Below are 12,871 nucleotides of genomic sequence, written 5' to 3'. Positions count from 1 at the left end.
ATCGAAGGATGTCCATGTCGCACCTCACCGGTTTCACCGATCCCAGCGCTGCCGCGCTACCGCTGCATGTCCTCGATCGCGAAGGGTTTAGCCGCTGGTGCGCCGAGCAGGCCACCAGCGTGCTGGCGTGGGCGCAGGCGCAGCGGTTCGATGCCGCTCCCGGCAGCGTATTGCTGCTGCCTGGCGAACAGGGACTGGCAGGGGCCGTGATCGGCATCGGCGACCGTGCCGATGCCTACGCCTATGCGCATGCACCGATGGCGCTGCCGCCGGCCAGCCGCTGGACGCTGGCCACGCCGCTCGATGCTGCCGAACAGGCCTTGCTGCATCTGGGCTGGGGCCTGGGTGCCTACCGCTTCGCGCGCTACCGCAAGGTGCCGCGCGCACCGGCCGAGCTGGCGGCCACACCCTCGGCGCAGACGCGGGCCCTGATCGAGGCCTGCCTGCGCGTGCGCGACTGGGTCAACACGCCCACCGAAGACATGGGACCGGAGCAGTTGGAAGATGCCGCCCGTGCGGTGGCGCAGGCGCACGGCGCACAGGTGGAGGCGATCGTCGGCGATGCCTTGCTGGCGCAGAACTTTCCCACCATCCATGCGGTGGGCCGCGCCTCGCACCGCGCGCCGCGGCTGATCCAGCTGCAATGGGGCGATGCGGCGCATCCGCATCTGGTGCTGGTCGGCAAGGGCGTGTGCTTCGATACCGGCGGGCTGGATCTCAAGCCCGCCGACGGCATGCGCAACATGAAGAAGGACATGGGCGGCGCCGCGCATGCCCTGGCGCTGGCCGGCCTGGTGATGGCCCAGCAGTTGCCGGTGCGGCTGACCCTGCTGATCGCCGCCGTGGAAAATGCGGTTGGCCCGAATGCGTTCCGTCCCGGCGAGATACTCACCACCCGCGCCGGCGTCACGGTGGAAGTGGACAACACCGATGCCGAGGGCCGGCTGGTGCTGTGCGACGCCTTGAGCTACGCCACCGAGCAGAAGCCTGACCTGATCCTGGATTTCGCCACGCTCACCGGTGCCGCACGCATCGCGCTGGGCCCGGATCTGCCGGCGTTGTTCGCCAACGACGATGCGTTGGCGCAAGGCTGGATCGATGCCGGCGAGCAGACCCGCGACCCGGTCTGGCGCATGCCGCTGTGGCGGCCATATCTGCGCTATCTCAACAGCCATGTGGCCGACATGGCCAATGCCGGTTCGCGCATGGCCGGCGCGGTGACTGCGGCGCTCTACCTGGAGCGCTTCGTGGCCCCGGGCCAGCCGTGGGCGCATCTGGACGTCTACGCCTGGAACGACAGCGACCGCCCGGGGCGCCCGGCCGGCGGCGAAGCGCTGGCGCTGCGCTCGGCGTTTGCGATGCTGCAGCAGCGTTACGGCGGCTGAGCGAAGCGCAACCCGCCTCTGCATGGGGCATGGCGGTGTCTGCCTAGCGCCTGCATGCCCAGAGCGCTCGTTCGGCAGCTGGCGAGAAAAGCTGAGCTTGCCTGGCGACAAGGCAGCACGGCCTACAGTTGGTGTCGTCGAGCCCGTGCCTGGGCGATCGAGGCAGTGGCATCACGCATTGGACGCGCCGGACGAAGGATTATTCCCCACCTGCGCAAACCGATCGCAACGCATGCATGGTCGTGGAATCAACGGGTCTGCGCATCGTCCCACTCCATCCAACCCTTCCGGAGCCAGCCATGACGTTGCCACCTCCCCCCGACCGACGTCCGCGCCGCCCGGTGCTGCCGTTGCTGGGCATCGCCGCCATTGCCGGCGGTCTCGCCGTTGCCTTCGCCTGGACGGCGGGCTGGATCGGCGGCGACCGGCTCACCGCCGCGCGCATGACCGATACCATCGAAGCCAGCGGGCCGCCGCATCCGGGCTTCCGGCGTGCGCATACCAAAGGTGTCTGCGTGAGCGGACAGTTCCAATCCAGCGGCAAGGCCACCTGGCTGTCGTCGGCACGCATCTTCAGCCAGCCCAGTACGCCGGTGCTGGGCCGTATGTCCATCGGCGGTGGCGATCCGTATGGCCCTGACGGGCAGGCGCGCGTACGCAGCATGGCGCTGCTGCTGCGCAGCGACGACGGGCAGGAATGGCGGACCGCCATGAACAGTTTTCCGTTCTTCGTGGTCGCCACGCCGGCCGGTTTTCAGGCCTTGAACGTGGCCTCCCGGCCCGACCCGGCCACCGGCAAACCGGACCCGGCCAAGCTGGCGGCCTTCGGCAAGCAGTATCCGGAGGCGGCCAAGTTCCAGCAGTGGGCCAAGACCGCGCCCTGGTCCGATAGCTGGGCCAACACGCAATACAACGGCGTCAACGCGTTCCGCGCGGTTGCGGCCGACGGGCGCGAGCGTTACATCCGCTGGTCGATGCACCCACATACCCCGTTCAAGGAATTGAGCGCGCAGCAACGCCAGCAGGCCGATGGCGATTTTCTGGCCACCGACCTGGACGCACGGCTGGCGGAGGGGCCGCTGCGCTGGGATATGGTGCTGACCGTGGCCGAACCGGGCGATCCGGTGGACGACCCGTCGCAGCCGTGGCCGGAGAACCGCAAGCAGATCGTGGCCGGCACGCTGACCCTGGAGCATGCGCAGCCGCAGGCCGCCGGGCCGTGCCGCGATCTGAATTACGACCCGCTGATCCTGCCCAAGGGTCTGGCGGCCTCCAACGACCCGATCCTGGCCGCGCGCTCGTCGGTGTATGCGCAGTCGTTCAACCGCCGCGAGCGCGAGATCGCCAGCGGCCAGGGCAGTGCCGCCACCGGCCAGGGAGCACGCCGATGAGCCGCACGACACATTTCAATCTTCCCGCACGCGTGCTGCACTGGCTGATGGCCGCGATGATCCTGACCATGCTGTTCGTCGGCGTGGGCATGGTCGCCTCGGTGACGCAACGGCCGTGGCTGATCGACCTGCACCGCCCGCTGGGCATCGCGATTCTGATTCTGGCGGTGCTGCGCCTGATCAACCGCTTGCGCCATCGTCCGCCGCCGCTGCCCGCCGATCTGCCGGCGTGGCAGAAGGCCGCTGCGATCGCCTCGCACTGGCTGCTGTATGCCTTGATGCTGGGCATGCCGCTGATCGGCTGGGCGATGCTGTCGGCTGGCGGCTACCCGATCGTGCTGTGGCCGGGCGCGAACCTGCCGGCGATCGCACCGCACGACCCTGCGTTGTATGCCTGGCTGCGCAGCGCGCATGGCTGGCTGGCGTATCTGCTGTTCGCGACGGTGCTGGCGCACCTGAGCGCGGCGCTGTTCCATGCCTGGGTACGCCGCGACGGGGTGTTTTCCAGCATGGCGCGTGGGGAGCGGTCTGCGCGTTGATGCGGTTGTGGTTGATCGTGGGGTGATGGTGAGCAGCTGGAGCACTGAAGATGGCCGGCCGCAGCGCTAGCTCCCTTCTCCCGAGGTGAAGGGGCCAATGTTTAACGCTGTTGTTTTGTGTTGGCCGCTGGCGCAGGCGCTTCGATACCCTTACCGGTCGCCGCCCAGTAGATTCCACCGTACAAGTGATCCAGATAGCGTGGATCGTTGTAGGCCTCGGCCTGGTGTCCCAGGGCCGTTGCGAACACGCGGCCGCCTTCGAAATGGTGGTACCAGGCCACCGGATGCGGCTTGCCCATGCCCTTGGCGACCTGGCCCGGCCAGATCAGCGTGGGATCGTAAGTGGTTTCGTCCACCGTCATCAGCGTGACCAAGTCGTCGCTGTACGGCGGATCGTACTCGTACCACTCGTCGCTCCACACCCAGCGTTTGGGCAGGCCGGCCGTTGCCGGAAAGTTGGCGTCCACCACGTCGACCATCGCGGTCTGCAGGTAAGGATGGGTGCGGAACGAGCGGCCGATGAGATGGTCGTACCACTCCCATTCGCCACGCTTGATCGCAAACGCCTTGTGCACGGCGACCACGCCGCCGCCATTGCGCACGTACTTTTGAAAGTTGGCGCGCTGGGCCGGATCCAGCTCGGTGGCCGGCGTGTTGAGCAACACGATGGCGGCGTATTGCGACAGGTCGCCATCGAAGGCCTTGGCATTCCATGCCCACACCATCTCGACATAGTGCTTGCGCGCCATCGCTTCGAACTGCGGTTTGGCGACGGGGATATAGTCGTGGTGATACTGGTTGGGAATGGCCGCCACCAGGATCTTGAATTGCTCGGCAGATGCGTTGAATGCGCACACCAGCAGCAGGCCCGACAGCCACAGAAACTTCATGCGTTTGCTCGCCCTGGTTGAAATCGTTCTGCAGTGTACCCGCGCGCAGGCGGCATGCTTGCGCACACATCCGCGCGCGGTGATCGGAGGGCTGGCGCCTGACGGAGGCTGGAAAGTGAGTGCGACGCCCGCATGCACTCATTGCGACTGGGCGGCGCTACAACCAGCCTTTCTGCCGCGCCAGCCGGTAGGCTTCGATGCGGTTGGCCACGCCCAGCTTGCCGATGCATTCGGACAGATAGTTGCGTACGGTGCCGTGCGACAACTGCAGTTGCTGGGCGATCTCGCTGGCCGAGCGGCCTTCGCCGGCCAGGCGCAGCACGGTGCGTTCGCGCTCGCTCAACGGGTCCGCTTCCACCCAGGCATCCACCGCCAGTTGCGGATCGATCACCCTTCCGCCGCGATGCACCTGACGCAGGGCGCCGACCAGCTGTTCGGCCGGCGCATCCTTGAGCAGGTAGCCGGCCACACCGGCATCGAGCGCGCGCCGCAAGAATCCGGGGCGCGCGAACGTGGTGACGATCATGACCCGCACCGGCAGCGAATGGCGCTGGATGCGCTGCGCCAACTCCAGGCCACTCAGGCCGGGCATCTCGATATCGGTGACCAGCACATCCGGCTGCAGCCGCTGCAGCTCGCGCCACGCGCTCTCGCCATCGCCAGCGCTGCCGACCACGGCAAGATCGTCTTCCAGCCCCAGCAAGGCCACCAGCGCGCCACGCAGCAAGGCTTGGTCTTCGGCCAACAACACCCGGATCATCGCTCGCGCTCGCATGCCTGCACGGCAGCGCACGATACCAGCGCGGGCGCATGCCGTGTACGTGCGCTGCGATCGCCACGGCGCGTTACGGCAGCAGTGGGGCCGGCTGCGACGCGTCGACCGGCGCGGACACCGAAGGCGGCAATGGCACCCGTGCGCGCAGACGCATGCCACGTGGCAACGCCTCCACCTCCAGCCCGCCTCCCAGGGCCTGCAGGCGCGCGCGCATGCCGTCCAGGCCGTTGCCGGGCACGATGACTCCGCCGCGCCCATCGTCGGTGATTTCCAGCAGCGCCTGCGCACCATCGGCACGCAGGCTGACGCGGACGCGCTTGGCCTGCGCATGGCGCTGCACATTGGTCGCCGCCTCGCGCACCACCAGTGCCAATGCGGTCTCGTGCTCGGACGGCAGCGGCAGCACCTCCAGCCGGTCGTCGAGCACGATCCCGTCGATGTCCAACAGCACGCGTGCGGACGCCAATTCGGCCACCAGCCCGGCGGCGCGGATGCCGGTGACGGCACGGCGTACCTGCGCCAGCGCGTCGCGCGAGATCTGCGCCACCGCATCGATCTCGCCGCGCGCCGCCTGTGGGTCGCGCTCGATCAGCCGCGCGGCCAGATCGGATTTGAGTGCCACCAGCGACAAGGTGTGGCCGAGCAGGTCGTGCAGATCGCGGCCGATGCGTTCGCGCTCGGCGGTGGCCGCCAGCCGGCGCACCTCGTCCTGCGATAAGCGCAGCAGCGCATCCTTACGCTCGTTGATGCTGTACACCGCGCCGACCGCGGCCATGCCCAGCACCGACACCGGCAACCACACCAGCGCCTGCCAACCCAGCCCGAGCCAGCGCGCCCAGGCCAGGTACAGCGCATTCATCAGTAGCAGGATCGCGAAATGCCGCCACAACCCATGCCGCGCGGAAGGGCGCAGGCTCAGGCAGGAGAACACGAAGTAACTGATGCCCGAGGCGTACACCGGCAGCAGCACGGCACTGAGCCCCCCCATCGCCAGGGCATAGCGATGCAAGGTGCCGCGCGGCGCCAGCAGCATGCGGGCGTACAGCAGCAGGAACAGCGGATACGACAGCGCCGTGCACCACAGCCAGGTCGCATCGTAGCCGCGCGGCGAAAACACCGGCACCACGAACACCCAGGCCGACCACAGCAGGTGCACGCAGTCCATCCACGGCGATTGGCCCTGCGCCAGGCGCGCGGCCACTTGCGAATCGGCGGCCGGACGAAGCCAGGCCGGGAGCCTTGCATGCATCGGAATGAATCCCTGTCGAGCGGCCGATTCTGCCACTGCCGCGTCCGCCTGGGCACGTGCCGGTGCACGGGCGGTGGTGTCCCCGGAGGTTGCGCTCACGTCCAGCGTCCGAACAGTGCGGGGCCACCGGGTGTGCCTTTCATCCAGGTCGGGTCGGTGCATGGAAGATCCAGCGGTGATGCGGCACACAAGCCTGAGCGGCCAGGCCAGCCGCGCACAGTCGCGCCTGTCACGGCGTGCGGATGACAGCTGTCACTGGCGGGCGCAGGGGTCCGGCCGCATGCTGCACAGCGTCCGGCCGCGGCGACGATCGTCCCGACCATTTGTCGTCGCGTTGCGGCTGGTGACTTCCGGCAGCTTGCGGCGCGCGTTGCGGGCGGTCACATTCTGCGCAGCCCTCTGTCCTGGTCATCGATGAACACATCCGCCGATCTGCTCAAGCAACTCCGCATCGACCGCCAGCGCCCCGCCGCACCGCCGCCTGCGCGACGTACCGGCTGGATCATCGCCGCCATCGTCCTCGTCCTGCTGCTGGCAGCGGCGGCATGGTGGTTCACCCGTACACCGGTGCTGAAGGTACAGACCGCGCCGGTGGTGGCGATCAGCGCCGGCAGCAGCAGTGCCTCGGTGCTGGATGCGTCCGGCTACGTGGTGGCACGGCGCATGGCCACGGTATCGGCCCAGGTCACCGGCAAGGTGCGCCAGGTGATGATCGAAGAAGGCATGCGGGTGGAAGAAGGCCAGGTGATGGCCACCCTCGACCCGCTGGATGCCGATGCGCAGCGCACGCTGTCGGCCTCGCAGCTGTCGGCCGCGCGCAGCCAGGTCGACAACATGCAGGCGCAGCTGACCGTGGCCAATGCCGATGCCACGCGCCTGCAGTCGCTGGTGGGCGCGCAGCTGGTCTCGCGCTCGCAGTACGAACAGGCCGCCGCGCAGCGCGACGCCCTGCGCGCGCAATTGCAGAACGCACAGCGTAATGTGAAGGTCGCCGCCGATCAGCTGGCCATCGCCGGGATCCGTTCGGACTTCAATGTGGTGCGTGCGCCGTTCGCCGGCGTGGTGACGGCCAAGGCCGCGCAGCCGGGCGAGATCGTCTCTCCGCTGTCTGCTGGTGGCGGCTTCACCCGCACCGGCATCGGCACCATCGTGGACATGGACTCGCTGGAGATCGAAGTGGAAGTGGGCGAGTCCTATATCGGCCGCGTGCAGCCGAAGATGCCGGTGGAAGCGGTGCTCAACGCCTATCCGGACTGGAAGATCCCCGGCGAGGTGATCGCCATCATTCCCACCGCCGACCGCGGCAAGGCCACGGTGAAGGTGCGGGTGGCCTTCAAGGTCAAGGACGCGCGCATCGTGCCGGAGATGGGCGTACGGGTGAGCTTCCTCGAACAGGCCAAACCGCAGCAAGCCGCCAAGCCTCAGGGCGTGCGCGTGCCGGCTGCTGCGCTGGTCGAACGCGGTGGCAGCACCATGGCGTTCGTGGTCGGCGAGCAGAGTCGGGTCGCCGCCAGGACCGTCACCCCCGGCATGGCGATGGGCGACGACCGCCAGGTGCTCTCCGGATTGGCCGCGGGCGACAGCGTGGTGCTGAGTCCGCCGCAGGCGTTGAAGGACGGCGACACGGTGAGCGACGCGCAACCGGACGCGACCGAATGATGCACGGCCTAGCGGCAGCGCGCAGCACACCGCGCTCGCGACGTGAGCATGCGTCGTCGCTGCCGCAACGAATGGATGAACCACTGAAAGACCGTGCTCGGACCTTGCGACGGGAACAGCGCTGCACTGGATCCGGGTCTGGCCGGGCACCCTACCGAAGCAGCGTTCGTTCGGGAGCGTTGCGCAATCGATGATCGACCCTGGAAGCCTCGATCGCGGGTGAGCCGCCCCCATCGCCTCGACACATTGCGACACCGCTCGTGCATTCGCATCACCGCTCATGCAGTCGCCGTACCGTCCGTGCCTCTCCTTCTCTCGCTCGCCAGGACTCGCCATGACCGCTCTCGTCAGCTTGCGCAACATCACCAAGACCTACCAACGCGGCCCCGAGCAGGTGCAGGTGTTGCACGGGATCGATCTGGAGATCGCCAGCGGCGATTTCGTGGCCCTGATGGGCCCCTCCGGTTCGGGCAAGACCACCTTGCTCAATCTGATCGGCGGCCTGGACAGCCCGAGCGGTGGTGAAATCGAAATCGAGGGCGAGCGCATCGACCGCATGAGCGGCGGCCAGCTCGCCACCTGGCGCAGCCACCATGTGGGCTTCGTGTTCCAGTTCTACAACCTGATGCCGATGCTCACCGCACAGAAGAATGTGGAGCTGCCGCTGCTATTGACCTCGCTCAATGCCGCGCAACGCAAGCGCAATGCGGAGATCGCGCTCACCCTGGTCGGCCTGCAGGAACGTCGCAACCACAAGCCCAGCGAGCTGTCCGGTGGTCAGCAGCAGCGCGTTGCCATCGCACGCGCCATCGTGTCGGACCCGACGTTCCTGATCTGCGACGAACCCACCGGCGATCTGGATCGCCAGAATGCCGAGGAAATCCTGCGCCTGCTGCAGGAACTCAACCGCGAACACGGCAAGACCATCGTCATGGTGACCCACGATCCCAAGGCCGCCGAGTACGCCACGCACACCATCCATCTGGACAAGGGCGAGCTGGCCGATGCGCCGCTCGTGCTCTGAAGGAGCGCTGCCATGAAGTATCTCTCGCTGGTGTGGGCGCAGCTGTTCCGCAGCAAGACGCGCACGCTGCTGACTTTGTTGTCGGTGGTGGCGGCATTCCTGCTGTTCGGCATGCTGGATTCGGTGCGCGTGGCCTTTACTTCCGGCGGCAGCGTCAGCGGGGTGAACCGGCTGGTGGTGGCCTCGCGGCTGTCGATCACCCAATCGCTGCCGATCCGCCTGGAAGAGCAGGTGCGCCGCGTGCCGGGCGTACGCGATGTGACCTCGGCAATGTGGTTCGGCGGCATCTATCGCGATCCGAAAAACTTCTTCCCGAATTTCTCGGTGGCGCCGAACTTCTTCGACGTCTACAGCGAGTACGAGTTGCCCAAGGACCAGCTCAAGGCCTTCCAGACCACGCGCACCGGCGCAGTGGTGGGCGAAACCCTGGCCAAGCAATTCGGCTGGAAGATCGGCGACACCATCCCGCTGCAGGCCACCATCTTCCCGCGCGGCGGCAGTAACGACTGGCCGTTGCAGCTGGTCGGCATCTTCCGCATGAAGGACCGCACGGTGGCGGCCAACCAGGAACGCCAGTTGATGATGAACTGGAAATACTTCGATGAGTCCAACGACTACATCAAGAACCAGGTGAGCTGGCTGACGGTGACGCTGAGCGATCCCGACCAGGCCTCGCGCGTGGCGCAGGCCATCGACGCACTGTCGGCCAATTCGGATCACGAAACCAAGTCGCAGACCGAATCGGCGTTCCAGCAGGCCTTCGTCAAGCAGTTCGCCGATATCGGCCTGATCGTCACCTCGATCATGGCGGCGGTGTTCTTCACCTTGTTGCTGCTCACCGGCAACACCATGGCGCAGGCGGTACGCGAGCGTATTCCGGAACTGGCCACGCTCAAGACGCTGGGCTTCCAGGACCGCACGATACTGAGCCTGGTGATGTTCGAATCGGTGCTGCTGATCGGCCTGGGCGGCGTGATCGGCATGGGCCTGGCGGCACTGGTGATCCCGGCGGTGTCCGCGCGCAGCGGCGGCCTGATGCCGACCCAGAGCGTGCCACTGCAGACCTGGCTGGTGGCGCTGGGCCTGATGGTCGGGATCGGCCTGGTGGTAGGTATGCTGCCGGCATTACGCGCGCAGCGCTTGAAGATCGTCGATGCCCTCGCCGGCCGCTGACAGGAGCACGCAGATGCAACGCAAATGGAAGAATCGTGGTGCGAACCTGCTGTCGGTGGTGCTGCTGGCAGTCGGGCTGGGAATCTGGATCGCGTTGCCGTGGATCGGCGTACTGGCGATCGCGGTGGCACTGGCGTTATGGCTGGTGGCCACGCGCAGCGGCCGCCTGTCGCTGGCCGCAGCGCGCATCGGGATCGCCAGCCTGCCGCAGCGCTGGGGCTCCACCTCGGTGATCGTGGTCGGCATCGCCGGTGTGGTCGGCGTGCTGGTGGCGATGCTGGCGATGGGCCAGGGCTTCCAGGCCACGCTCAACAGCACCGGCGACGACACCACCGCGATTGTCTTGCGCGGCGGCTCGCAGGCGGAGACCAACTCGGTGATCACCCGCGACCTGGTGCCGCTGATCGGCGCCCTGCCCGGTATCGCCAGCGATGCCAACGGGCGCCCGCTGGTATCGCCGGAACTGTCGCAGGTGGTCAACATCGCGTCGCGCTCCGATGGTACCGACGTCAACGCACAGTTGCGCGGCGTGGGCGAGCAGGCCTGGGCAGTGCACCAGAAGGTCAGGATCGTGCAGGGCCGCCGCTTCAACACGGGCTTGCGCGAACTGGTGGTCGGCAAGGGCGCGCTGAACCAGTTCCGTGGCCTGGAGCTGGGCAAGACGCTCACCCTCGGCAACCAGCAGTGGACCGTGGTAGGCGTCTTCGCCTCCGGCGATGCGCACGATTCGGAGCTGTGGACCGATGCGCAGACCCTGGCCACCGCCTACAACCGCAGTGCCTACCAGTCGATCAACGTGCGCACCACCGGCAAGCCCGGCTTCGCGCAGTTCAAGGCCGCCATGGCCGCCGATCCACGGCTCAAGCTGGACGTGGAGACCACCCGCGCGTACTACGGCAAGCAGGGTGGCGGCTTGAACAGGTTGATCAGCATCCTGGGCACGGTGATCGGCGCGATCATGGCGGTGGGCGCGGTGTTCGGGGCGCTCAACACCATGTATGCAGCAGTGGCCACGCGCGCGCGCGAGATCGCCACGATGCGCGCGATCGGCTTCCGTGGCACGCCGGTGATCATGGCGCTGATGCTGGAAACCATGCTGCTGGCGCTGCTGGGCGGCTTGCTGGGCGGGCTGATCGCCTGGGCGGTGTTCAACGGCTACACCGTGTCCACGCTGGGCAACAACTTCAGCCAGGTGGTGTTCCAGTTCAAGGTGTCGCCGGAGCTGCTGTGGAGCGGTCTGAAATGGGCGCTGGGCATCGGCCTGGTCGGTGGACTGTTCCCGGCGTTGCGGGCGGCGCGGTTGCCGATCACCACCGCGCTGCGTGAGGTGTAAGGCGGGCTGTGGCCCGCCCGGGATTAGGGAGTCGGGATTAGGGATTGGTAACGACCGGAGCAAAGCGCTTGGCTGCTGCGGCTAAGCGTATTGCAGGCTGTCATGGTTTTGTCACTGCAGTGCGGTAGATGCGCGGATCGGGCAGGCGGTAGTCTGCCCGGCCGTTTGCTCCGTTGACGTATCGCCATGACGCGCCTGCTTCTGCTGGCCTGCGCCTGCCTGTGGCTGGCCGGCTGCTCTTCGTCCTCCACCTCGCTCAGCGAGCGTCTGGTCGCGCCCGGCGGTGTGTCGCCGTTGCTGGACGAAGAGCGCATCGCCGCCGCCATCGCCACGGTGCCCAACCGCAGTGGCCATGTGGTCACACGCGACCGGGTGCCGATCTTCTGGCGCGCCATCGATCCCGGCCAGTACGCCATGCATTACCGCTACCTGGGCCAGCGCCACGACCCGGCGCACGCGCTGGATGTGGACTTCAGCTTCAGCGTTCCCACCGCCACGCCAGCGCCGCCGCGCGGCACCATCGTCCTCCTGCACGGCTGGATGATGGATGGCGATTCGCTGTTGCCCTGGTCGCTGCAGCTGGCGCAGGCCGGCTACCGCGTGATCACCGTCGATCTGCGCAACCACGGCCATTCCGGTGGCGGACCCTCGGGCTACGGCACGCGCGAATCCGACGACGTGATCGATGTGCTGGCCGCGCTGCGCCCGCAGGGCGAAGTCCAGGGGCCGCTGTATCTGTTCGGGATCTCCTACGGCGCGGCCACCGCGCTGTTCACCGCCGACAAACTGGGGAATCGCGTCGCCGGCGTGGTGGCGATGGAATCCTTCGCCAATGCCGGGCGCGGCATCCGCGACATGGTGCCGCACCTGCTGGCCAGCCGGCCCAGCGGCTGGCGCGGGCAGGCGGTCGCGGCGTACGCACGCTGGCGCTACGCCGACCAGAACATCGACGCGGTGATCGCCGCCGCCGACGCGCAGCTCGCGCTGGATCTGGACCAGGTCGACGTCGCACGGGCCCTGGCGCGCACACGCAGCTGCGTACTGCTGTTGCATGGCGACGCCGATCGGCATATCCCGGTGGCGCATGGGCGGGCACTGGCAACCGCCAGCACGCGTGCGCACTACCTGGAACTGGCGGGCGAGGACCATCTGAGCCTGCCGCTGCGGCTGGACCTGCTGGGCGAGCCGATCGATCGCTGGCTGGCGCAAACCCGGCAGGAGCCCGGCCATTGCCCCGCACCGCAGCCACTGCCGGCACCCACCCTGGCGGTGAGCACCGCGGCCACATTGCCGTCGCGCAGCTGATCGTGCGGCGTGTGGGTGGCCACGCTTGCGCCGCGGCGTTGCTGCGCGCATGGCAAAGCGCGACAAGCCGCAGCGCGCAATGCCTGCTCACCAGATCGCAGAAGGCTGCCAGGTGCGCCGCTGGCCGCAACGCCCGCACCTCGCCGGC

General features: G+C 67.7%; 11 protein-coding genes. 8 read left to right on the top strand and 3 right to left on the bottom strand.

Annotated features, from left to right (window positions below; genetic code table 11):
• Positions 1-14 precede the first annotated feature (14 nt).
• The 3 genes from LL964_RS11090 to LL964_RS11080 all read left to right on the top strand — a co-directional run bounded on the left by LL964_RS11090 (position 15) and on the right by LL964_RS11080 (position 3,315).
• Complete coding sequence (locus LL964_RS11090; protein WP_104587817.1) at positions 15-1,385, top strand: leucyl aminopeptidase family protein; 1,371 nt, start codon at positions 15-17, stop codon at positions 1,383-1,385.
• A 299-nt stretch (positions 1,386-1,684) separates the two neighbouring features.
• Positions 1,685-2,776 (top strand): catalase family peroxidase, encoded by a 1,092-nt coding sequence (locus LL964_RS11085; RefSeq protein WP_104587676.1) that lies wholly within the window; start codon positions 1,685-1,687, stop codon positions 2,774-2,776.
• Positions 2,773-3,315 (top strand): cytochrome b, encoded by a 543-nt coding sequence (locus LL964_RS11080; RefSeq protein ID WP_104587677.1) that lies wholly within the window; start codon positions 2,773-2,775, stop codon positions 3,313-3,315. The genes LL964_RS11085 and LL964_RS11080 overlap by 4 nt, the downstream gene beginning before the upstream one ends.
• 101 nt (positions 3,316-3,416) lie before the next feature.
• Here the strand turns inward: LL964_RS11080 and LL964_RS11075 are convergent, their stop codons facing one another.
• The 3 genes from LL964_RS11075 to LL964_RS11065 form a co-directional block, all read right to left on the bottom strand.
• Positions 3,417-4,205 (bottom strand): ThuA domain-containing protein, encoded by a 789-nt coding sequence (locus LL964_RS11075; RefSeq protein WP_104587678.1) that lies wholly within the window; start codon positions 4,203-4,205, stop codon positions 3,417-3,419.
• Positions 4,206-4,362: 157 nt separating this feature from the next.
• Positions 4,363-4,965, bottom strand: coding sequence for a response regulator transcription factor (locus LL964_RS11070; RefSeq protein ID WP_104587679.1), 603 nt, complete (start codon positions 4,963-4,965; stop codon positions 4,363-4,365).
• 85 nt (positions 4,966-5,050) lie between these two features.
• Positions 5,051-6,229 carry a sensor histidine kinase gene (locus LL964_RS11065; RefSeq protein ID WP_104587680.1) on the bottom strand — a complete coding sequence of 393 codons (1,179 nt, stop codon included), beginning with the start codon at positions 6,227-6,229 and terminating at the stop codon, positions 5,051-5,053.
• 414 nt (positions 6,230-6,643) lie between these two features.
• On the opposite strand from LL964_RS11065, the gene LL964_RS11060 reads away from it, so the two are divergent.
• The 5 genes from LL964_RS11060 (at position 6,644) to LL964_RS11040 (ending at position 12,723) form a co-directional block, all read left to right on the top strand.
• A complete protein-coding gene (locus tag LL964_RS11060) occupies positions 6,644-7,888 on the top strand; it encodes an efflux RND transporter periplasmic adaptor subunit (RefSeq protein WP_167395348.1) in 1,245 nt (414 codons plus the stop codon).
• A gap of 334 nt (positions 7,889-8,222) precedes the next feature.
• Complete coding sequence (locus tag LL964_RS11055) at positions 8,223-8,912, top strand: ABC transporter ATP-binding protein (RefSeq protein ID WP_104587681.1); 690 nt, start codon at positions 8,223-8,225, stop codon at positions 8,910-8,912.
• Positions 8,913-8,924: 12 nt separating this feature from the next.
• Positions 8,925-10,085, top strand: coding sequence for an ABC transporter permease (locus tag LL964_RS11050; RefSeq protein WP_104587682.1), 1,161 nt, complete (start codon positions 8,925-8,927; stop codon positions 10,083-10,085).
• A gap of 13 nt (positions 10,086-10,098) precedes the next feature.
• Positions 10,099-11,418, top strand: coding sequence for an ABC transporter permease (locus LL964_RS11045; RefSeq protein WP_146092375.1), 1,320 nt, complete (start codon positions 10,099-10,101; stop codon positions 11,416-11,418).
• 186 nt (positions 11,419-11,604) lie between these two features.
• Entirely contained in the window at positions 11,605-12,723 is a 1,119-nt protein-coding gene (locus LL964_RS11040; RefSeq protein ID WP_104587683.1) for an alpha/beta hydrolase family protein, read from the top strand.
• Positions 12,724-12,871 lie beyond the last annotated feature (148 nt).

It is taken from the genome of Xanthomonas melonis, from assembly GCF_020783655.1.
Taxonomy (GTDB): domain Bacteria; phylum Pseudomonadota; class Gammaproteobacteria; order Xanthomonadales; family Xanthomonadaceae; genus Xanthomonas; species Xanthomonas melonis.
Note: the sequence above shows the minus strand (reverse complement) of the source record. Positions and strands in the feature narration are given on the sequence as shown.

What these genes read in the sequence shown, in the direction of transcription:
- LL964_RS11090 (WP_104587817.1), top strand. Translation starts at nt 15, where the DNA reads ATGTCGCACCTCACCGGTTTCACCGATCCCAGCGCTGCCGCGCTACCG.
- LL964_RS11085 (WP_104587676.1), top strand. Translation starts at nt 1,685, where the DNA reads ATGACGTTGCCACCTCCCCCCGACCGACGTCCGCGCCGCCCGGTGCTG.
- LL964_RS11080 (WP_104587677.1), top strand. Translation starts at nt 2,773, where the DNA reads ATGAGCCGCACGACACATTTCAATCTTCCCGCACGCGTGCTGCACTGG.
- LL964_RS11075 (WP_104587678.1), bottom strand. Translation starts at nt 4,205, where the DNA reads ATGAAGTTTCTGTGGCTGTCGGGCCTGCTGCTGGTGTGCGCATTCAAC.
- LL964_RS11070 (WP_104587679.1), bottom strand. Translation starts at nt 4,965, where the DNA reads ATGATCCGGGTGTTGTTGGCCGAAGACCAAGCCTTGCTGCGTGGCGCG.
- LL964_RS11065 (WP_104587680.1), bottom strand. Translation starts at nt 6,229, where the DNA reads ATGCATGCAAGGCTCCCGGCCTGGCTTCGTCCGGCCGCCGATTCGCAA.
- LL964_RS11060 (WP_167395348.1), top strand. Translation starts at nt 6,644, where the DNA reads ATGAACACATCCGCCGATCTGCTCAAGCAACTCCGCATCGACCGCCAG.
- LL964_RS11055 (WP_104587681.1), top strand. Translation starts at nt 8,223, where the DNA reads ATGACCGCTCTCGTCAGCTTGCGCAACATCACCAAGACCTACCAACGC.
- LL964_RS11050 (WP_104587682.1), top strand. Translation starts at nt 8,925, where the DNA reads ATGAAGTATCTCTCGCTGGTGTGGGCGCAGCTGTTCCGCAGCAAGACG.
- LL964_RS11045 (WP_146092375.1), top strand. Translation starts at nt 10,099, where the DNA reads ATGCAACGCAAATGGAAGAATCGTGGTGCGAACCTGCTGTCGGTGGTG.
- LL964_RS11040 (WP_104587683.1), top strand. Translation starts at nt 11,605, where the DNA reads ATGACGCGCCTGCTTCTGCTGGCCTGCGCCTGCCTGTGGCTGGCCGGC.